The sequence below is a fragment of the Lacrimispora sp. genome (assembly GCF_036758025.1).
In the GTDB taxonomy this organism is placed as follows: Bacteria; Bacillota; Clostridia; order Lachnospirales; family Lachnospiraceae; genus Lacrimispora.
The window spans coordinates 184796-205735 of sequence record NZ_DAIOXM010000004.1 but is presented as its reverse complement, the minus strand read 5'-3'; the positions used below and the strand labels follow the sequence as shown (position 1 = coordinate 205735).

At 46.1% G+C, this 20940-nt stretch carries 20 protein-coding genes and 6 tRNA genes; 25 read left to right on the top strand and 1 reads right to left on the bottom strand.

The window, feature by feature from the left end; genetic code table 11:
- Nucleotides 1-122 precede the first annotated feature (122 nt).
- The 25 genes from V7M78_RS06070 to fliD all read left to right on the top strand — a co-directional run bounded on the left by V7M78_RS06070 (nucleotide 123) and on the right by fliD (nucleotide 19429).
- A tRNA-Val gene (locus tag V7M78_RS06070) sits at nucleotides 123-195 on the top strand.
- Nucleotides 196-230: 35 nt separating this feature from the next.
- Nucleotides 231-303: transfer RNA gene (locus V7M78_RS06065), tRNA-Thr, on the top strand.
- 22 nt (nucleotides 304-325) lie between these two features.
- A tRNA-Tyr gene (locus tag V7M78_RS06060) sits at nucleotides 326-406 on the top strand.
- A 49-nt stretch (nucleotides 407-455) separates the two neighbouring features.
- A tRNA-Met gene (locus V7M78_RS06055) sits at nucleotides 456-529 on the top strand.
- Between the two features lie 43 nt (nucleotides 530-572).
- Nucleotides 573-645, top strand: a tRNA-Phe gene (locus tag V7M78_RS06050).
- Nucleotides 646-648: 3 nt separating this feature from the next.
- A tRNA-Lys gene (locus tag V7M78_RS06045) sits at nucleotides 649-721 on the top strand.
- 125 nt (nucleotides 722-846) lie between these two features.
- A complete protein-coding gene (locus tag V7M78_RS06040) occupies nucleotides 847-2316 on the top strand; it encodes an aminotransferase class I/II-fold pyridoxal phosphate-dependent enzyme (protein WP_333647456.1) in 1470 nt (489 codons plus the stop codon).
- A 58-nt stretch (nucleotides 2317-2374) separates the two neighbouring features.
- Entirely contained in the window at nucleotides 2375-2965 is a 591-nt protein-coding gene (locus tag V7M78_RS06035; RefSeq protein ID WP_333647454.1) for a guanylate kinase, read from the top strand.
- 246 nt (nucleotides 2966-3211) lie between these two features.
- Nucleotides 3212-4201 carry a DNA polymerase III subunit delta' gene (gene holB / locus V7M78_RS06030; RefSeq protein ID WP_333647452.1) on the top strand — a complete coding sequence of 330 codons (990 nt, stop codon included), beginning with the start codon at nucleotides 3212-3214 and terminating at the stop codon, nucleotides 4199-4201.
- 3 nt (nucleotides 4202-4204) lie between these two features.
- Nucleotides 4205-5113, top strand: coding sequence for a PSP1 domain-containing protein (locus V7M78_RS06025; protein WP_333647450.1), 909 nt, complete (start codon nucleotides 4205-4207; stop codon nucleotides 5111-5113).
- A complete protein-coding gene (locus V7M78_RS06020; protein WP_333647448.1) occupies nucleotides 5103-5840 on the top strand; it encodes a tRNA1(Val) (adenine(37)-N6)-methyltransferase in 738 nt (245 codons plus the stop codon). The genes V7M78_RS06025 and V7M78_RS06020 overlap by 11 nt, the downstream gene beginning before the upstream one ends.
- A gap of 63 nt (nucleotides 5841-5903) precedes the next feature.
- A complete protein-coding gene (gene rsmI / locus V7M78_RS06015) occupies nucleotides 5904-6761 on the top strand; it encodes a 16S rRNA (cytidine(1402)-2'-O)-methyltransferase (RefSeq protein ID WP_333647446.1) in 858 nt (285 codons plus the stop codon).
- A gap of 143 nt (nucleotides 6762-6904) precedes the next feature.
- On the top strand, nucleotides 6905-7870 hold the full coding sequence (locus V7M78_RS06010; RefSeq protein WP_333647444.1) for a beta-ketoacyl-ACP synthase III: 966 nt from the start codon (nucleotides 6905-6907) through the stop codon (nucleotides 7868-7870).
- Nucleotides 7871-7950: 80 nt separating this feature from the next.
- A complete protein-coding gene (gene acpP, locus V7M78_RS06005; RefSeq protein WP_333647442.1) occupies nucleotides 7951-8184 on the top strand; it encodes an acyl carrier protein in 234 nt (77 codons plus the stop codon).
- A complete protein-coding gene (fabK, locus tag V7M78_RS06000; protein WP_333647440.1) occupies nucleotides 8184-9107 on the top strand; it encodes an enoyl-[acyl-carrier-protein] reductase FabK in 924 nt (307 codons plus the stop codon). Before acpP ends, fabK begins: the two co-directional genes overlap by 1 nt.
- Nucleotides 9108-9121: 14 nt before the next feature.
- Nucleotides 9122-10039 (top strand): ACP S-malonyltransferase, encoded by a 918-nt coding sequence (gene fabD / locus V7M78_RS05995; RefSeq protein ID WP_333647438.1) that lies wholly within the window; start codon nucleotides 9122-9124, stop codon nucleotides 10037-10039.
- 14 nt (nucleotides 10040-10053) lie between these two features.
- Nucleotides 10054-10794: a 3-oxoacyl-[acyl-carrier-protein] reductase gene (gene fabG / locus V7M78_RS05990; RefSeq protein ID WP_333647436.1), complete on the top strand. Its 741-nt coding sequence runs from the start codon at nucleotides 10054-10056 to the stop codon at nucleotides 10792-10794.
- 15 nt (nucleotides 10795-10809) lie between these two features.
- Nucleotides 10810-12048 (top strand): beta-ketoacyl-ACP synthase II, encoded by a 1239-nt coding sequence (gene fabF, locus V7M78_RS05985; protein ID WP_333647434.1) that lies wholly within the window; start codon nucleotides 10810-10812, stop codon nucleotides 12046-12048.
- Nucleotides 12049-12058: 10 nt separating this feature from the next.
- Entirely contained in the window at nucleotides 12059-12532 is a 474-nt protein-coding gene (gene accB / locus V7M78_RS05980) for an acetyl-CoA carboxylase biotin carboxyl carrier protein (RefSeq protein WP_333647432.1), read from the top strand.
- 81 nt (nucleotides 12533-12613) lie between these two features.
- Nucleotides 12614-13036, top strand: a complete 423-nt coding sequence (fabZ, locus tag V7M78_RS05975; protein ID WP_333647430.1) for a 3-hydroxyacyl-ACP dehydratase FabZ — start codon at nucleotides 12614-12616, stop codon at nucleotides 13034-13036.
- A gap of 10 nt (nucleotides 13037-13046) precedes the next feature.
- Entirely contained in the window at nucleotides 13047-14399 is a 1353-nt protein-coding gene (locus V7M78_RS05970) for an acetyl-CoA carboxylase biotin carboxylase subunit (RefSeq protein WP_333647428.1), read from the top strand.
- Nucleotides 14400-14420: 21 nt separating this feature from the next.
- Nucleotides 14421-16145: an acetyl-CoA carboxylase carboxyltransferase subunit alpha gene (locus V7M78_RS05965; protein ID WP_333647426.1), complete on the top strand. Its 1725-nt coding sequence runs from the start codon at nucleotides 14421-14423 to the stop codon at nucleotides 16143-16145.
- Entirely contained in the window at nucleotides 16145-17266 is a 1122-nt protein-coding gene (locus V7M78_RS05960) for an NAD(P)H-dependent flavin oxidoreductase (protein WP_333647424.1), read from the top strand. The genes V7M78_RS05965 and V7M78_RS05960 overlap by 1 nt, the downstream gene beginning before the upstream one ends.
- Before the next feature lie 110 nt (nucleotides 17267-17376).
- The gene (locus tag V7M78_RS05955; protein WP_333647422.1) at nucleotides 17377-17997 is read left to right on the top strand and encodes a nucleoside recognition domain-containing protein; all 621 of its coding nucleotides are present in this window, start codon (nucleotides 17377-17379) and stop codon (nucleotides 17995-17997) included.
- Nucleotides 17998-18151: 154 nt separating this feature from the next.
- The gene (fliD, locus tag V7M78_RS05950) at nucleotides 18152-19429 is read left to right on the top strand and encodes a flagellar filament capping protein FliD (protein WP_333647420.1); all 1278 of its coding nucleotides are present in this window, start codon (nucleotides 18152-18154) and stop codon (nucleotides 19427-19429) included.
- Between the two features lie 346 nt (nucleotides 19430-19775).
- Here fliD and V7M78_RS05945 read toward each other — a convergent pair whose 3' ends face one another.
- The gene (locus V7M78_RS05945; RefSeq protein WP_333647418.1) at nucleotides 19776-20753 is read right to left on the bottom strand and encodes a LacI family DNA-binding transcriptional regulator; all 978 of its coding nucleotides are present in this window, start codon (nucleotides 20751-20753) and stop codon (nucleotides 19776-19778) included.
- Nucleotides 20754-20940: the final 187 nt, after the last annotated feature.

Sequence of the window (20940 nt, the reverse complement as noted above, 5' to 3'; positions counted from 1 at the left end):
TAGAGCGCCGCCCTGTCACGGCGGAGGTCGTGGGTTCGAATCCCATCCGGGTCGTTTGGCATAATTTTCTCAGAAGATTAGCCGCTTGATGAGCGAAAGCAAATCAAATTTCAGCAGTTTATGGGATCTTAGCTCAGCTGGGAGAGCATCTGCCTTACAAGCAGAGGGTCATAGGTTCGAGCCCTATAGGTCCCATTCCGTATGCAAGATAGGTATATGAGAAGATTTGTGCCGATGTGGCTCAATTGGCAGAGCAGCTGATTTGTAATCAGCAGGTTATCGGTTCGAGTCCGATCATCGGCTTGCATCACAAAAATTAAATTATGGATGGGTTCCCGAGTGGCCAAAGGGGGCAGACTGTAAATCTGTTGCGATAGCTTCGATGGTTCGAATCCATCTCCATCCATTAGGTGATTAAAATTTTGATCACTGCATATAATATAATTAAATAATAGCGCGGGGTGGAGCAGTCTGGAAGCTCGTCGGGCTCATAACCCGAAGGTCGTAGGTTCAAATCCTGCCCCCGCAATTTTTTGTGAGTATTTTTAGATGATGTACTTACAAGTGCATACGCCCAGATAGCTCAGTTGGTAGAGCAGTGGACTGAAAATCCACGTGTCGCTGGTTCGATTCCGGCTTTGGGCATATGGGATATTAGCTCAGTCGGTAGAGCACTTGACTTTTAATCAAGTTGTCCGGGGTTCGAATCCCCGATGTCTCAGGACAAGCCTTGAAACAGAAATGTTTCAGGGCTTTTTTGTATTGTGGGAAGTTGTAAAGAAAGGATAAGGATGCTATACTGAAAATCAGGTTTTTAGATTGATCGTTGGAAAGGTGGTTTATACTATGAGTGAAGCACCAGGCTTGTTAAAGAAATTAATGGAGTATGGGAAATCAGATTTTTATCCGTTTCATATGCCGGGCCATAAAAGACAGTTTAGAAAGTCTTTTGCCGGGAATTTTCCCAATCCCTTTTCTATAGATATTACAGAAATTGATGGGTTTGATAACCTTCACCATCCGGAGGAGATTTTAAAGGAATCCATGGAATGGGCAGCGGAAGTTTATGGAAGCCATAAGACTTATTATTTGGTAAATGGAAGCAGCAGCGGAATATTGAGCGCCATAAGTGGAACTGTGTCACGGGGCGGAACCATTCTGATGAGCAGGAATTGTCATAAGTCTGCTTATCACGGAGTTTTCCTCAATGATTTGAATGTAAAATATATTTATCCACAATTAATGGGAGAATTGGGGCTTCAGGGTGGATTATTACCGGAACAGGTAGAGGAACTGTTGATAAACCATCCAGAGATAGAGGCTGTTCTTGTGGTATCTCCTACTTATGATGGAATTGTATCGGATATACGCGCTATTGCTGAGGTTGTGCACCGTTTTCAGTTACCTTTGATTGTGGATGAAGCTCATGGGGCCCATTTTCCTTTTGGAAAAAAAGTTGGATTTCCGGTGCCGGCTTTGGAGATGGGAGCTGATATTGTGATTCAGAGTGTTCATAAAACCCTGCCATCTTTTACCCAGACTGCCTTGATGCATGTCAGAGAGGGGTATGTGGATATGGGAAGGCTGGACCGTTATGTTCATATATATCAAAGCAGCAGTCCTTCCTATTTGATGATGGCTGGAATTGAAAATTGTATTCAGTATATGTCAGTAGAAGGTGTGAAGGAAATGGGGGATTTTTATGAGAGAATCAATGGGGTGCGTAGACGACTGACTGATATGAAGGGGCTCCGGCTGTTTACGGGATCAGAAAAAGGGAAGTATGGAGTTTATGATGTGGATTGCTCTAAGATCATCATTTCCACAAAGGGAACAGGGCTTTCCGGGGCAGAGCTTGATGAAAGACTGAGGAAAGAATATCACCTGGAAATGGAAATGTGCGGTCCGGATTATGTGACGGCTATAACTACCCTGGCGGACAGCCAGGAGGGGCTTGACCGGCTTTGCGGGGCTTTACTGGAAATTGATTCTGATCTTTCTTTGAGAGAAATAGAGGAACAGGGAGAGGAGTTATTTTCGGAAGGGGATATGGCCATGGATAGCAGGATGACCATTGCACAGGCCATGGATGGAGCTAGAGAGAGAGTTCTTATTTCAGATGGAGCAGGACGGGTGTCTGGGGAGTTTGTTTATGTATATCCGCCGGGAATTCCCATTACTGCACCGGGAGAGGTGCTGAAAAGGGAAATTATTGACCTGATTATGAGATATCAGAGGCTGGGGCTTCCTGTTCAGGGGATGGAAGATGAAAGCGGGAAATATCTTTATGTGGTTAAGGAAATAGAAATAAAATAATGACTGGGAAACAAAAGAATCAGCGGTAAACTAGAGAATAACGGGATGGAACAGATTAATGGGTAAAATATTTTATGTAATGGGAAAAAGCGCATCTGGCAAGGATACGATTTATAAAAAGCTTTTGGAGCGGCTTCCCCAGTTAAAACGGGTTATTCCTTATACCACCAGACCTATCAGAGATGGGGAAAAGGATGGAGAGGAATATTATTTTACGGCGGGGGAGAAGTTAGAGGAATTCAGGCGGGCTAATAAGATTATAGAAGAGAGGACTTATGAGACTGTTTATGGGCCATGGTGTTATTTTACAGTGGATGACGGGCAGATTGATCTGGAAGGGGAAGAGGGGTATCTGATGATAGGAACCCTGGAATCTTATGAGAAGACCAGGTCTTATTATGGGGAGGAGTATTTGATTCCTATTTATGTTGAGGTTGAGGATGGGGACAGGCTGTTGCGGGCTCTTGAAAGGGAACGGACCCAGAAGGTTCCTAAGTACAAGGAGCTTTGCAGGCGGTTTCTGGCAGATGAAGAGGATTTTAAGGAAGAGAATTTAAAACGGTGTGGAATTGAGAGGCGGTTTTGTAATAATGAGCTGGAAGGGTGTATTGATGAAATCGCAAAGGATGTGGAGAAATCATTGTCATAAGGGGTAAATTGTCAATACTTATTTCTTGTGACTGTAAATGTTATGTGTTATAATGTTCACGAAAGCGATGAGCAGTGCGAAACAGGGAAAGGAAAATTTTACGTTGTGCTTGCACATAAGAAAAATTTTAATTATCCTGTTTCATAGGGCGAATGCCCGTGAGCCAGTGGAGCCTTCGGCTCCACTGGCTGCACTGCGGACTTAAACACAGCATACAAAATTTATTTATAGCGGGGAGGTGTCTCTATGCCGGGATTTCAGGACATCATTGGCCACGAGAATATTAAAGAACATTTGCAAAGGGCCATTGAATCAAATCACGTTTCTCATGCCTATATTCTTACAGGAGAGGCTGGTATGGGGCGCAAATCCATAGCTAACGCATTTGCTATGACACTTCTCTGTGAAAAGGGGAAAAACGAACCTTGTATGGAATGCCACGCCTGCAAGCAGGTGATGAGCGGAAATCATCCGGATCTGATTTATGTGACTCATGAGAAGACAGGCAGTATTGGTGTCGATGATGTGAGGGAACAGATTCATGATACCATTATGATACGGCCCTACAGCAGTTATTATAAAATATATATTGTGGATGAGGCGGAGAAGATGACGGTTCAGGCTCAGAATGCTCTTTTAAAGACCATTGAAGAGCCACCTTCTTATGCGGTGATTATGTTGCTTACTACCAATCAGGAGGTATTTCTTCCCACCATTCTTTCCAGGTGCATTCAGCTTAAATTAAAGCCGTTGCAGGATTCGGTAATCAAATCCTATTTGGTGGGATCTTTGGGTATTAAGGAGAGCAGGGCTGAAATTTACAGCGCATTTGCCAGGGGAAACCTGGGCAGGGCCATTTATCTGGCTTCCTCTGAGGAGTTTCAGCTTATGTATACGGAGCTTCTTCATATGCTGAAGCATTTAAGGAGTATGGATATTACAGAGCTTCTTTTCTATATTAAGAAAATGAAGGATGAGAACCTGGATATCCGGAGCTGTCTTGATTTTATGCAGATCTGGTATCGGGATATTTTAATGTATAAGGTGACAAAGGACATCAATCTTCTGGTTTTTAGAGAAGAATACAATACAATCAGGGAGATGGGCTCTGCCAGCGCCTATGATGGAATTGAGGCGATATTACAAGCCATTGACAAGGCCAGGATTCGTCTGGATGCCAATGTGAATATGGAACTGGCTATGGAGCTGATGCTGCTCGTTATGAAGGAGAATTAATTAATGATAAAAGTAATTGGAGTCCGGTTCCGGAACGCAGGAAAAATCTATTACTTTGATCCCGTCAGCCTGGAAGTTAAGGCAGGGGATCATGTGATTGTGGAAACTGCCAGAGGAATTGAATATGGTTACGTGGTTTTGGGCTGCCGGGAGGTGGAGGATGAAAAGGTGGTACAGCCTTTGAAGCAGGTCATCCGGATGGCCACCAAGGCGGATGATGATGTGGAAAAGAGAAACCACGAAAAGGAAAAGGAAGCCTTTAAGATATGCAAGGAAAAGATCCGCAAGCATGGGCTTCAGATGAAGCTGATTGATGCGGAATATACCTTTGATAACAATAAGGTTCTGTTTTATTTTACCGCGGATGGAAGAATTGATTTCAGGGAGCTGGTAAAGGATTTGGCTTCGGTTTTCAAGACCAGAATTGAGCTTCGCCAGGTAGGCGTAAGGGATGAGACTAAAATTGTGGGAGGAATCGGAGTTTGCGGCAGGACTTTGTGCTGTCACTCTTATTTGTCTGAATTCATACCGGTTTCCATTAAGATGGCAAAGGAGCAGAATCTTTCTCTAAATCCCACCAAGATTTCCGGTGTATGCGGAAGGCTGATGTGCTGTCTGAAAAATGAAGAGGAAACTTATGAAGATTTAAACAGCAAGCTTCCCAGTGTAGGTGATTTCGTTACTACCGATGACGGGCTTAAGGGTGAGGTTCACTCTGTCAGCGTCCTGCGGCAGCTTGTAAAGGTGATCGTTACCATGAAAGATGAGAAGGAAATCAGGGAGTACAAGGTGGAGCAGCTTAAATTCAAGCCCAGAAGACGCCGGGATAAGAACCAGGTGAACGATGCGGAGCTGCGGGCTTTGGAGGCTCTGGAAAAGAGAGAAGGAAAGTCCAAGTTAGATGACAATTGATTTAAAAGAAAATGAACGCATTGATGATCTGCAGAGAAATGGGTATCAGATCATTCAGAAAAAAGATGGGTTTTGTTTTGGGATGGATGCGGTCCTTCTTTCCGGCTTTGCTCAGGTGAAGGCAGGGGAAAAGGCGGTGGATCTTGGGACAGGCACTGGAATCATTCCCATTCTTTTAGAGGCTAAATATGAAGGGCTTCATTATACAGGTCTGGAGATTCAGGAAGAAATGGCTGATATGGCCAGACGGAGTGTGGCCTTAAATCATCTGGAAGAAAAAGTTTCTATTGTGACGGGAGATATAAAGGAAGCCAGCCGTTTGCTTGGTGCGGCTTCCTTTGACGTGGTGACGTCAAATCCTCCTTATATGAACGATTCCCATGGACTTAAGAACCCGAATCTGCCAAAGGCCATTGCCCGGCATGAGGTGCTTTGCACCTTGGAAGATGTGGTGAGGGAGGCAGCCAGGCTTTTAAGGCCAGGAGGGCGGTTTTATATGGTACACCGGCCTCACCGGCTTATAGAGATTATAACTGCCTTAAAGGAACAAAAACTGGAGCCTAAGCGGATGAAGCTGGTTCATCCCTTTGTGGATAGGGAAGCCAATATGGTTCTCATTGAAGCGGTGAGGGGAGGGAAATCCATGATTAAGGTGGAGGCCCCGATTATTGTATATAAGGAGCCAGGGGTGTATACGGAACAGATTTATACGGTTTATGGATATTGATATAGTTTTCGGGTATTGACCAGAAGAGAAGACAGTCGGAGCAGAAATTAGCAGGAGTGAACATTGGAAGAGAAAAAAGGAAAGTTATTTTTATGTGCAACGCCTATTGGGAATCTGGAAGATATTACTTTAAGGGTTTTAAATACCTTAAAGGAAGTGGATTTGATTGCGGCGGAGGACACCAGACATAGCATCAAGCTTTTGAATCATTTTGATATTAAGACCCCGATGACCAGCTATCATGAATATAATAAGGTAGAAAAGGCAAAGTACCTTGTGGAGAAGATGGAACAGGGTGTAAATGTGGCTTTGATTACGGATGCGGGAACTCCGGGGATTTCAGATCCGGGGGAGGAGCTGGTGAAGCAGTGTTATGAGGCGGGAATTGAGCTGACCTCTCTTCCTGGGCCTGCGGCCTGTATTACGGCTTTGACCATTTCCGGTCTTGGGACAAGACGTTTTTGTTTTGAGGCATTTTTGCCTTCAGATAAGAAGGAAAAGCAATGGATTCTGGAGGAGTTAAAGAATGAGACCAGAACTATGATTCTTTATGAAGCGCCTCACCGCCTTGTCAGAACCTTGTCAGAGCTTTATGAAGCTTTGGGAAACCGTAGGATTACGGTCTGCAGGGAGCTTACGAAACGGTTTGAAACTGCTTTTCGGACAACCTTTGAGGAAGCTTTAAGGGCTTATGAAGAGGAAACTCCCAAGGGAGAGTGTGTCATTGTCATAGAGGGCAGGAGCATTCAGGAGATAAAGGAGGACCGTTCCAAGGCGTTTGAGGAAATATCCATAGAGGATCACATGGCCCGTTATGAGAGTCAGGGAATAGACCACAAAGACGCCATGCGGATGGTGGCTAAGGACAGAGGAATCAGCAAAAGGGAAGTGTACCAGTACTTGATAAAAAATGAATTGTAAAATTTCTCTTGACAATTCATGTTTCTTTATTATAGAATTAGTTTGAAAATCAAAGTAATTATAAAAAAAAGAAATGCCAGCGAATCCAACGCAGTATGCAGGCCCCTATTCCAGGGAATAGGGCAGCATGGATGGGGGAATTTATGACAACTAAAATTATAGGAACAGGTTCTGCTGTACCGGAACAGGTGGTGACCAATGACGATCTGTCAAAGGTCGTGGAAACCAGTGATGAATGGATACGGACCAGAACAGGAATCAGGGAGAGGCGGATTGCAACGGAAGGATCCGGAACTTCCCATATGGCGGCAGAGGCGGCCAGGAAGGCTCTTGAAAATGCAGGGATATCTGCAGAGGAGCTGGATATCATCATTTTAGCCACATCTTCTGCGGACTGCTGTTTTCCCAGCGGCGCCTGCGAGGTACAGGCGGCAATCGGAGCCAGCCATGCGGTTGCTTTTGATTTAAGCGCAGCCTGCTCCGGGTTTGTCTATGCCTTGAATACGGCCCACAGCTTTTTTAAGGCAGGGATTTACAAGACAGGGCTGGTCATTGGAGCGGATACATTAAGCAAGCTCATTGACTGGAATGACAGAGGCACCTGCGTTCTTTTTGGAGATGGAGCAGGAGCGGCAGTTGTAAGGGCTGAGGAAACCGGAAGCTTTCATATGACAATGGGAGCCGACGGCACCAGAGGAAGTGCTTTGGCGTGTCCGGGACGGACCACAGGCAACTTTTTGACGGAAAAGGGACCAGAGCTTGGATACATGACAATGGATGGCCAGGAAGTTTTTAAGTTCGCCGTTAAAACGGTACCGGAATCCATTAACAAGGTGCTGGCTGAGTCGGAAACCGACATAGAGGAAATTAAATATTTTATTCTGCACCAGGCAAATTACCGGATTTTTGAATCCATCGCAAAAAGGTTAAAGATACCTATGGAGAAGCTGCCCACCAATTTAGAACGGTTTGGGAACACTTCGGGAGCTACCATACCCATTTTACTGGATGAGATGAACCGGGAAGGAAAATTACAGCAGGGAGATAAGCTGATACTTGCTGGCTTTGGCGCAGGGTTAACCTGGGGAGCCACTCTTTTGGAGTGGTAATGATTTTGACTAATACTTTGAAATTCAAAGTAATAGCATAAAAACTTAAATGAATGAAAGTGTAAAAGGAGATTAAAATTATGTTAGAGAAAATGAAAGAAATTATTGCAGAGCAGTTGAATGTTGAGGCAGATATCGTTACAGCAGAGTCTTCTTTTAAGGAAGATTTAGGAGCTGATTCTTTGGATTTATTTGAACTGGTTATGGCACTGGAAGACGAGTATTCAGTGGAAATCCCATCTGAGGATTTAGAGAAGCTGACTACAGTGGGTCAGGTTATGGATTATTTAAAAGCAAAGGGCGTGGAAGCGTAATGAAAACCAGAATTACAGAACTTTTGGGAATCGACCATCCCATTATCCAGGGCGGAATGGCCTGGGTGGCTGAGCATCATCTGGCGGCGGCTGTATCGGAAGCAGGCGGTCTGGGATTGATCGGCGGAGCTAATGCTCCGGCAGAAGTTGTCCGGGATGAGATCCGCAAGGCAAAGCTTCTGACCAATAAGCCTATTGGTGTTAATGTGATGCTGTTAAGTCCTCATGCTGAGGAAGTGGCAAAGGTAGTTGTGGAGGAAGGCATTAAGGTGGTAACCACCGGAGCCGGAAACCCTGAAAAATATATGGATATGTGGAAGTCTGCCGGAATTAAGGTAATTCCTGTTGTGGCTTCTGTGGCTCTGGCTAAGAGAATGGAGCGTTACGGTGCTGATGCGGTGGTGGCGGAAGGATGTGAATCCGGCGGCCATATCGGAGAGCAGACTACTATGACCCTGGTTCCCCAGGTAGCAGATGCAGTATCCATTCCAGTGATCGCAGCAGGCGGTATTGGTGACGGAAGAGGCATTGCAGCAGCCTTTATGCTGGGTGCGGAGGCTGTTCAGATTGGAACCAGATTTGTGGTTTCCAAAGAATCCATTGTACATGAGAATTACAAACAGAGGATCATCAAGGCAAAGGACATTGATTCCGCAGTGACGGGACGGACCCACGGACACCCTGTAAGATCCTTGAGAAACCAGATGACGAGAGAGTATGCCAGACTGGAACAGGAAGGCAGATCTTTTGAAGAGCTGGAGTATATGACCCTTGGAACCTTGAGAAAGGCTGTCCAGGAGGGAGATATTACAAACGGCACTGTTATGGCAGGCCAGATTGCAGGTATGATCGAAAAAGAACAGAGCTGCAAGGAAATGATTGAAGAGATGATAGCACAGGCAGAAAAGCTGCTTGGCTGCTAAAGAGGAGTTTGAATATGAGCAGGATCGCATTTATTTTCCCAGGTCAGGGTGCGCAGTACAGCGGAATGGGCCAGGATTTTTATGAGCAGACAACCATAGGAAGAGAAATATATGATATGGCCTCAGGGCTTTTAGGTTTTTCTGTACCGGAATTATGCTTTGAAAAGAATGACCGGCTGGACATTACAGAATATACCCAGGCGGCTATGGTGACTACCGGCATTGCCATGATGAGAGTGCTGGAAGCAGAAAAGGGTATTAAGCCGGATGTGGCGGCAGGCCTTAGTCTGGGAGAATATTGTGCTCTTGCAGCAGCAGGTGTAATGAGTGACGGGGATGCCATTCTGACCGTAAGGCAGAGGGGAATCCTGATGCAGGAGGCCGTTCCGGTGGGAGTGGGAGCCATGGCTGCCATTCTGGCCTTAGATGCCTCTAAAATTGAAGAGGTATTAAGCGGTATGGAGGGAGTCCAGATCGCCAATTATAACTGTCCCGGACAGATCGTTATATCAGGTAAAAAAGAGGCAGTGGAAGAGGCCAATGAAAAGCTTTTGGCAGCAGGCGCAAAGCGTGCTCTGATGTTAAATGTAAGCGGGCCGTTTCACTCTGTCATGCTCAAAGGTGCAGGAGAAAAGCTGGGAGAGGTGTTAAAGGGAGTGGAGATTTCTTCCCCTAAGATTCCTTACGTGGCTAATGTGACCGCAGAGTATGTGACAGATGAGTCCATGGTAAAGCCTTTACTGGAAAAGCAGGTGTATTCTTCCGTACGCTGGCAGCAGAGCGTGGAAACCATGCTGGCAGACGGGGTGGACACCTTTATTGAAATCGGGCCGGGGAAGACCCTGGCAGGGTTTATGAAGAAGATTGCCAGAGATGTTAAAGTCTTTAATATAGAGAAACTGGAAGATATGGATAAGTTATCGGATCTTTGATGGAGGGAGCAAGTATGTTAAACGGCAAAATAGCAGTAGTGACCGGAGCAGCCAGGGGTATTGGAAAGGCAATTGCCTTAAAGCTGGCAGGCCAGGGAGCTACAGTGGTTATTAATTATAATGGCTCTGATTCTCAGGCTCTGGAAGTGGTGAAAGAGATTGAGGAAAAAGGCGGCAAGGCGGAAGCTGTTCAGTGCAATGTGGCAGATTATGAGAGCGTAGGCGTATTTTTAGACGGTGTTATCAAGAAATACGGGAAGCTGGATATTCTGGTTAACAATGCTGGCATTACGAGAGATAATCTTCTGATGAAAATGTCTGAGGAGGATTTTGACGCTGTTATCAATACCAATTTAAAGGGTGTGTTCAACTGTATGAAGCATGTGGCCCGCCAGATGATCAAACAGAAGAGCGGAAGGATTATCAACATTTCCTCTGTTTCCGGTGTTCTTGGAAACCCGGGGCAGGCCAATTACTGTGCTGCTAAGGCAGGTGTTATCGGAATTACCAAGTCCTTTGCAAGAGAAGTTGCAAGCAGGGGAATTACGGTAAATGCTGTGGCTCCTGGATTTATCAATACGGCAATGACTGAGGTTTTATCGGAAGGGGTAAAGGCGGCCAGCCTGGAGCAGATCCCTATGAAGCGTTTTGGAGAAGCAGATGATATTGCGGCTATGGCTGCATTTCTGGCATCGGAAGAGGCCGGATATATAACTGGTCAGGTAATCAGCGTAGACGGCGGCATGGCGATGTAAGGAGAGGAGAACGGTATGAAGAGAAGAGTTGTAGTAACCGGTATGGGGGCCATTACTCCTATCGGAAATGATGTAGAAAGCTTTTGGAATGGTTTAAAGGAAAAAAAGGTAGGAATCGGACCTATTACCCAGTTTGATACAACGGATTATAAGGCAAAGCTGGCGGCTGAGGTAAAGGATTTTGATCCTAAGAATTATATGGACCCAAAGGCAGCTAAGAGAATGGAGCGGTTCGTGCAGTTTGCAGTGGCAGCTTCTAAAGAGGCTTTGGAAATGTCCGGCATTGACGTGGAAAAGGAAGATCCTTACCGGGTTGGAGTCAGCGTAGGCTCCGGAATCGGAAGCCTGCAGGTTATGGAGCGTGAGCATACCAAGCTGCTGGAAAAAGGACCGGGCCGGGTGAATCCCCTTCTGGTTCCTCTGATGATTTCCAATATGGCTGCCGGAAATGTGAGCATTCAGTTTGGATTAAAAGGAAAGTGCATTAACGTGGTAACCGCTTGTGCCACTGGAACTCATTCCATTGGTGAAGCATTCCGTTCTATCCAGTACGGTGAGGCAGATGTGATGGTGGCAGGCGGAGCGGAAGCCAGCGTTACGCCTATCGGTGTGGCTGGATTTACTTCTCTGACAGCGCTTACTACTTCCGACGATCCTCTCCGTTCTTCTATTCCTTTTGATAAGGACAGAAGCGGCTTTGTTATGGGAGAAGGAGCAGGCGTAGTGGTTCTGGAGGAGCTGGAGCATGCTCTTGCCAGAAATGCGGTTATTTACGGTGAGGTTGTGGGCTATGGCGCTACCTGTGACGCTTACCACATCACTTCCCCTGCAGAGGATGGAAGCGGTGCGGCAAGGGCCATGACAGATGCTATTGCAGATGCGGGAATTTCCCCCTCTGATATTGATTATATCAATGCTCACGGCACCAGCACTCATCACAATGATTTGTTTGAAACCATGGCTATTAAGACTGCTTTGGGAGATCATGCAAAGGCTGTGAAGATTAATTCCACCAAATCCATGGTGGGCCATCTGTTAGGGGCTGCAGGAGGTGTGGAATTCATCACCTGTGTCAAGTCCATTGGAGATGGATTCGTTCATGCCACTGCCGGTTTGACTGAAGAGGGCGAAGGCTGTGATTTGAATTATACCAAGGGAGAGGGCGTTTCCAGTGATGTGACATACGCCATCAGCAATTCCCTGGGATTTGGCGGACACAATGCCAGCATTCTTGTAAAGAAGTTTGAACAGTAGGAGGCATTCTATGGAAATCAATGATATTATCAGGCTGATGCAGGCTGTTTCGGAAAATGGCCTGACCAAGTTTACGTTGGAAGAGGGAAATATAAAACTTTCCATCAGAAAAGAGAAAGAGATTGTGACTCTGTCCTCCGGTCCGGTGGTGACAAGGGAGATGCAGACAGGTGACTTTGTACAGCCCGTTCTGGCGGCTTCTGCAGCTTCTTCAGCAGTGGCTGGGGACACAAAGGAGGAAATTTCCTCTGACAAGATTGTATCTTCTCCTTTGGTGGGAACATTTTATAATGCGGCTTCCCCTGACAGTGATCCCTTTGTCAAGGTGGGTGATCCGGTGAAAAAGGGCCAGGTCCTTGGAATCATCGAAGCCATGAAGTTAATGAATGAAATTGAATGCGAATACGATGGTGTGGTGGAAGCCATTCTGGCAGGAAATGAAGATGTGGTGGAGTACGGTCAGCCTCTGTTCCGTATCCGGTAAATCGAAAGAGAGGTCCAGAGGCTGGGCCTCTCTTTTCAAATCAAATATCCCGCAGCAGGAAATTAATAAGGAGGACGTGTGATGTTAGGTATTAAAGAAATTCAGGAAATCATTCCTCACAGACATCCATTTTTACTGGTGGATTATATTGAGGAGTTTGAACCGGGGGTTAAGGCAACCGGATATAAATGTGTGACTTATGATGAGTCTTTTTTTAGGGGACATTTTCCTCAGGAACCGGTGATGCCGGGAGTTCTTATCCTTGAAGCTTTGGCTCAGGTAGGATCTGTGGCAATGTTAAGCCTGGAAGAAAATAAGGGCAAGGTAGGTTATTTCGGCGGAATCAATAATGCAAAATTCAAGAAAAAGGTCATTCCGGGAGATAAATTAAAGCTGGAATGTGAGATCATCAAGCGCAAGGGGCCTGTGGGCGTAGGAAAAGCAGTGGCAACTGTAGATGGCAAGCTGGCTGCCAGTGCAGAGCTGACATTTATGATTGGATAGGGGTATGTCTATGTTTGATAAGATTTTAATTGCCAACCGCGGGGAGATCGCGGTGCGTATTATCAGGGCCTGCAGGGAAATGGGCATTAAAACGGTTGCCGTTTATTCGGAAGCGGACAGAGACAGCCTTCATACCTTGCTGGCTGACGAGGCCATTTGCATCGGGCCGGCTGCCTCCACCCAGAGTTACTTAAATATGGAGCGTATTCTTACGGCTACGGTTGCCATGAAGGCGGATGCCATTCATCCGGGATTTGGCTTTCTTTCGGAAAATGCCAGATTTGCGGAGCTTTGTAAAAAATGCAACATTACCTTTATCGGACCTGGTGCGGAAATCATCAATAAGATGGGGAATAAATCGGAAGCCAGAAAAACTATGATCGAGGCAGGGGTTCCTGTGGTTCCAGGCGGAAAGGAAGCGGTTCATAATGTGGCGGAAGCCAGGGAAATGGCAGTGAAAACCGGTTTTCCCGTTATGATCAAGGCTTCTTCCGGCGGCGGCGGTAAGGGCATGAGGATTTCAAGGGGCTTAGAGGATTTTGATGCCAACTTTAACAATGCCCAGATGGAATCGGTAAAGGGATTTTCCGACGATACCATGTATATTGAGAAATACATTGAAAAACCGAGACATATTGAGTTTCAGATCATGGCTGACAGCCATGGAAATGTAGTGCATTTGGGAGAGCGCGACTGTTCCATACAGAGACGCCATCAGAAGGTGCTGGAGGAATCCCCTTCAGTTGCTATTTCTGAGGAGCTGAGAAATAAAATGGGTGAGGTTGCGGTCCGGGCGGCAAAGGCTGTTGGATATGAAAATGCAGGAACCATTGAATTCCTTCTGGATAAGCACAAGAACTTTTATTTTATGGAGATGAATACCAGAATTCAGGTGGAGCATCCAGTTACTGAGATGGTGACCGGCCTGGATTTAATTAAGGAGCAGATCCGGATTGCAGCAGGAGAGCCTTTGAGTTTTTCCCAGGAAGATGTTTCTATTAAGGGCCATGCCATTGAGTGCAGAATCAATGCGGAAAATCCGGAAAAGAACTTTATGCCCAGTCCCGGGCTCATCACCAACGTTCATGTGCCGGGAGGCAACGGGGTTCGGGTTGATACACATATTTACAATGGTTACAAGGTTCCGGCCAACTATGATTCCATGCTGATGAAGCTGATTGTCCATGGAAAGGACCGGGAGGGCGCCATTGCAAAGATGAGAAGTGCCCTTGGGGAACTGATCATAGAGGGAATTGAAACCAATGTGGATTTCCAGTTCGAGATCTTAAGCCATGAGGCTTACCGGGACGGAGACGTGGATACGGATTTCATCCCTAAATTTTTCCCGGATTATGTGCGGTAAGCAGGCAAAGGAGCGTATCTTATGTTAAAAACCATGTTTAAGAAGACTTACACACTGATAGACAGCAAATATAAGGCTTCGGAAAAGGCAGAGGAACCTAATATTCCGGCCGGACTGTGGAGAAAATGCAATAAATGCTGCCAGCCCATTTATGCAGAGGATGTGAAGAATAATCATTTTATCTGCCCCAAGTGCAAGGGTTATTTCCGGGTTCATGCTTACCGCAGGATTGAGATGACTGCTGATGAGGGAACCTTTGTAGAGTGGGATAAGGAGATGGAGTTTGCCAATCCCCTGGATTTTCCGGGCTATGATAAGAAGGTGTCGGCTGCCAGGGAAAAGACCGGGCTTTCTGAGGCCATTGTAACAGGTACATGTGAGATAAACGGTCAGAAAACCGTCATAGGAGTCTGTGACGCCCGGTTTATCATGAGCAGTATGGGCCGTGTGATGGGAGAGAAGATTGCAAGAGCAGTAGAACGGGCTACAGAGGAAAAGCTTCCTGTTATTCTCTTTGCCTGTTCCGGCGGTGCCAGAATGCAGGAGGGAATCGTGTCCCTGATGCAGATGGCTAAGACCTCTGCGGCCTTAAAGCGCCATCACGATGCAGGCCAGCTTTATGTCAGCATTTTGACTGATCCCACCACAGGCGGAGTAACTGCCAGCTTTGCCATGCTTGGAGATATTATCCTGGCAGAGCCGGGGGCCTTAATTGGATTTGCAGGCCCCAGGGTTATTGAGCAGACCATTGGGCAGAAGCTTCCGGAAGGATTTCAGAGGGCGGAGTTTTTGCTGGAGCATGGTTTCATCGATAAGATCGTGCCCAGGGAAGAGATGAGGGAAACCTTATCCTCTATCTTAAGGCTCCACAATCCACAGGCTAAAATGGAGTCTCATGTGGATAATGAGGTAAAAACAGAGCAGGAAGGTGGAAAAAAGAAGATTTTCCACTTGAAAAAGCACAAGAGAAGCGCCTGGGATACGGTTCTGCTGTCCAGAAGCGGGGACCGTCCTGTTGCATCGGATTATATCCGTGCTGTTTTTGATGATTTTATGGAGTTTGCGGGAGACCGTTACTTTAAGGATGACGGGGCTATTGTGGGAGGAATTGCTTCTTTCCACGGGATGCCGGTTACTGTCATCGGGCAGGAAAAGGGAAAGAACACAAAGGATAACATTAAGCGCAACTTCGGAATGCCTTCTCCTGACGGATACAGGAAGGCTCTGCGCCTGATGAAGCAGGCGGAATGCTTTGGACGCCCCATTGTTTGTTTTGTGGATACTCCCGGCGCCTTCTGCGGCCTGGAGGCAGAGGAACGGGGCCAGGGTGAGGCCATAGCCAGGAATTTATTTGAAATGGCGGATTTGACCGTTCCCGTCCTTTCTATCGTAATCGGAGAAGGCGGAAGCGGAGGAGCCCTTGCCATGGCAGTGGGAAATGAAGTCTGGATGATGGAAAATTCCATTTATTCCATTCTTTCTCCGGAAGGCTTTGCCTCCATTCTTTACAAGGACAGCAAAAAGGCAAATGATGCGGCCAGAGTCATGAAGATCACGGCCAAGGATTTGATGGAGCTGGGTCTGATTGAACGGATTATTTCTGAGGAAGAGCCTGCCAGTGAAGAGACGATTCCTGCTATTGCAGAAGAAATGGATAAGGCCATGACGGAATTTTTTAACACATACCTTGATATGACCAAGGAAGAACTTGCAAATCAAAGATATGATAGATTTAGGAGAATGTAATGGGAACATTAAAACCATTGATAATAGGAGACCTGGTAGCAAAGAATCCGGTCATTCAGGGCGGTATGGGAGTTGGAATCAGCCTTTCTTCTTTGGCTGGAGCAGTGGCAAAGGCCGGAGGAGTTGGAATCATTTCCACTGCCCAGATCGGTTTTCGGGAGCCTGACTTTCTGACTAACCCCTTAGAGGCCAATTTGAGGGCCATTGGAACAGAGCTGAAAAAGGCCAGAGAAATTGCGCCGGAGGGAATTATCGGCTTTAACATTATGGTTGCAACCAAAGGTTATGCCAATTATGTGAAAAAGGCTGTAAAGGCCGGTGCAGATTTGATTATTTCCGGAGCAGGGCTGCCTGTAAGCCTGCCCGAATATGTGGCTGAGGCAGCGGAAGAGGCTGGAATCAAGCTGAAAACCAAAATCGCTCCCATTGTTTCCACTGTAAAATCCGCTATGGTCATCTGCAAGATGTGGGACCGGAAATACCATCAGGCCCCGGATCTGGTGGTGATTGAAGGACCATTGGCAGGAGGCCATCTGGGATTTTCCAAGGAAGACTTAGCTGAGCTTGGCGTGGATACGGATGACGTGGAGCATACTTATAAGCAGGCGGATTACGATGAAGAAGTCAGAGGCATCATACGTCTGGTAAAGGAATACGGAGACAAATATAACAAGGTGATTCCGGTGGTGACTGCCGGAGGAATCTATTCCCATGAGGATGTTCTTCACCAGATATCTCTGGGGGCTGACGGGGTTCAGGTAGCTACCCGTTTTGTGACCACGGTGGAATGTGATGCGCCGGAAGCTTATAAGCAGGCGTATATCAACGCTAAGAAAGAAGACATTGTCATTACAAAAAGTCCGGTTGGTATGCCCGGAAGGGCCATTAAGAACCGGTTTTTAGAGGGAGTGGGGAACATTCCCTTCCGTCTGGAGCATTGTTACCAGTGTCTGGAGAAATGTGACAGGCAGACTATTCCTTACTGCATCACAAAGGCCCTGGTGGACTCAGCAGAGGGACGGATGGAGGACGGTCTTATATTCTGCGGAAGCAACGCATATAAGGCGGAGCGGATTGAAACCGTGGAAGAGGTTATGAAGGATTTGGTTGGAGAGAAATAATATGAGAAGGCGCCTTAAGCCAGAGGCGTCTTCTTTTTCATCCCATGAGAAATCATAACAGGCTTAAAATGGGAATAAGATAAATCAAAGAAGCAGGAAGCAGGAAGACCATGTTAAATGTTATCTGGGCCTTTATGATGCTGGTGGGGGTTATCTGGGGAGCTCTCCATGGAAATTTAAACGCAGTGACAGAGGGGGCTATAAACTCTGCAAAAGAAGCAGTTATGCTGTGCATCACCATGCTGGGAATCATGTCCTTCTGGACGGGAATTATGGAGATCGGGCAGAAGTCGGGGCTTATTGAGAGGCTGTCCCAGAAAATGGGACCAATTCTTAAGTTTCTTTTTCCTGGAATTCCGGGAAACCATCCATCCTTGGAGTATATTTCCACCAATATTATTGCAAATATTCTTGGCCTTGGCTGGGCGGCGACTCCGGCAGGGCTTAAAGCTATGGAGTCTTTAAAGGATCTGGAGAAAAAGCGGAGGGAAGAGGCTTCTAAAGGTGTTTATAAAGGAAGAACAGTTTCGGAAGAGACGGCAAGCAATGAGATGTGTACTTTTCTCATTATCAATATTTCCTCCCTCCAATTGATTCCGGTCACCATGATTGCCTACAGAAGCCAGTACGGCAGCCCCAATCCTACGGCAGTGGTAGGGCCTGCTTTGGCGGCCACCCTGATTTCTACCATTGTGGGAGTTATATTCTGCAAGCTGATGGACAGAAATTAAGATATGGAAAAAATTTCCTCAGGGTATTGTGGCGGAGGAGCGCTTATATTATAATGAAGATGACTATAATCGAAGACAGAAGATAACCAGATGTGAAAATACGCATATAGGACGGAGGGGAAGCGTCTTCTTTGCGGGAAAGGAGATGAGAAGGATGGCAGTTGGAAAAGTAGGTTCCAGTGATTATAATTATTATCAGAACGTCAGCCAGATGCGCCTTGAAAGGGCTTTAGAAAAGAATCCAAGATACCAGCAAAGCCTTCAGGCGGTAAAGCCCGTTTCCAGAGTGAGTTCCTATTACAACAACGGCGGACTGGAATTTATAAAGTCTTACAGCTCAACTATGACGGACGTGATGAGTTCAGCCAATTCACTGCGGAGTGCAAACTCGGGAAGCGTTGCCAATAAGATGGCTGCTGTCAGTTCAGACACAGCAGTGGCAGAGGCAGCCTTAAAATATTCGTCCAGGACATCCAAGGAAATGACTCTTGATGTGGAGTCGGTGGCAAAAGCCCAGACCAATGTAAGTGACGGAGTAAAGGCTTTGGATCAGGCTGTTTCGGATATGGATTTTACCCTCGCTCAGAAGGGAAGTTCCCTGTCGGTTCAGGTGAGCGCCTCAAAGGCTGACGGAACGGCAAGGACCAATAAGGAAATGCTTGAAGAGGCTGCCAGGCAGATCAACGCCGGAAACAGCGGTGTTACGGCAGCATTGACTGAGGAAAAAGGGGTTATGACCCTGAAGCTTCAAAGCAAGTCTACAGGAACGGATCATGGATTTACGGTATCAGGAGATATGGGAGCTGCGGCAGGTGCAGAAAAGACGGTTACAGCCGCCCAGAATGCACAGTATTCTGTTACGGAGCGGAATGTGACCCGTAATTATACCTCCCAGACCAATGACGTGTCCCTGGATGCGGGACGAATATCTGCAAAGCTGAAAGATACGGGAAAAACAACCGTCAGTCTTCAGGCTGATACAGAAAAGATCGTAAAGAGCATGTCGGAGCTGGTTGACAGCTATAACGACGCAGTGAAATTTCTTGGCAAGAACATTGACCGGGGGTCCGGCGTATCGGACCAGCTGGACCGGCTTGGAGCGAATCTGGGTGCAGACAGTACCTTAAAGCGGCTGGGGATTTCTAAAGAAAAGGATGGAACTCTGGCTCTGGATACTGAGAAGCTGGAAAAGTCCTTAAAGGAAGAGCCAAAGCTTACTAAGGACCTGATATCCGGTTCCAATGGAATTGCACAGAATCTCTTTAATAAGGCAGCAGGCGCCATGCGGACAAGTCCGGAGAGCCTGACCAACTATGAGACAGAGGAAAGCAGCCAGTTTTCCATCTATGATCCCTATCAGTTTATGGGGCGCTATGGAACGACACAGCTGAATTATGCCATGGCTGGTATGCTTATGAATTATTTGGTATAACAGAAGAAACGTGCCGGAAAGTGAGTTATCCGGCACGTTTTTATTACATAGGAATGTTTTTCTGCGGAGAACTCCTAATAAGAAAATTGCCCGCTAAAAGCAAGCATGAGAAAACGACTATATTATTCCGATAAGGGTAAAATGTTATTCCGGAACTGTTGGTATTGTTCCGATAATAGGGTATACTACTCTTTAAATAGAGGTATAGATTTATGTATATGACCGTTAAGCAAGATTGGACAATTATTTGATGATGTTGGAAGAATAAAGGAAAAAAAGCTTCCCCTGACCCCTCATTCATGAAAGGGGTTAGAGGGAGCTTTTTATAAATAATGCATTTATGTTGCTAGGTAGTTTTTCCCTCCTGAAGGGAAACCTCTAAAATGGTCTTATCAGGTATGTTCTTATTTCCCTTTATCAATTCTAAAATTAATTCCACCGCTTTTTTTGCAAGCTCTTCAATAGGCTGGGCGATGACTGTCATGGGAGGGTACACGGCTTTTGAGAGATAGGTGCCGTCATAAGCCACCAGCTTTAAGTCCTCCGGAACCCGGATGCCCCGTTCCAAGGCCCGCTTTAATACGGCGGAAACAGCCAGGTCAGAGCCGAACATACCGTCAATCTGAGGATATTCATCTAAAATTTCATCTGCTATTTTTTCAAAGTAATCATAGTCAAACCGGTTCCACAGCATTTCTTTTGTTTCCACATGAATGCCTTCCCGGCTTAAGACCGATTCCAATACGGTATGGCGGTCATGGGCAGGAGTGTTTACACTGGTGGCACCTTGTACCTGTACCACATAACGGCATTTACTCTGTATGAATTTGCCGGCCGCAAGTTCCCCGCCCTTGTTATGGTTGCAGCCGATCAATGGTATATTTTCTCCGATGTAACGGTCCAGAGCTATGATGGGCTGGGAAACCTTTAAATATTCTTCGATATCCAGGGAATGCACTCCGGTTATGATTCCATCCACCATACGGCGCTTTAACATCTCCAGATATTCCTTTTCCCGGTTACTCTTATTTATGGTATTGCATACCATAGTCTTATAGCCCCAGCCGTATAGTTCACTTTCCGCATATCTTGCAAATTCGGAGAAAAAGGGATGGGATAAGTCAGGTACAATGATGGCAACAATATTTGTGCTCATTTTGAATAAATTTCTTGCCAGTTCATTGGGGGTATAATCCAGTTCTTTGATTGCGGCATTGATCTTGCTCCCTGTTTCTTCCGAAACATATCCTGTCCCGTTTAAATACCTGGATACCGTTCCAATCCCTACACCGGCTCTCTCCGCCACTTCTCTCATACTTGCCATATTCCTACCTCCATTAATGGAATTATATAAGCAAACCCTATAAAATGCAATTTAATTTGCATTATTTTGTGCAGCAAAAACAAAATGAAAAAGGGAGATGGCGGAATAGAAAAAAATTACCAGAAAAAAATGGAAAATGTCGATGAAAAGTTATTGACATTTGTACATATGTGACCTATAATCACCA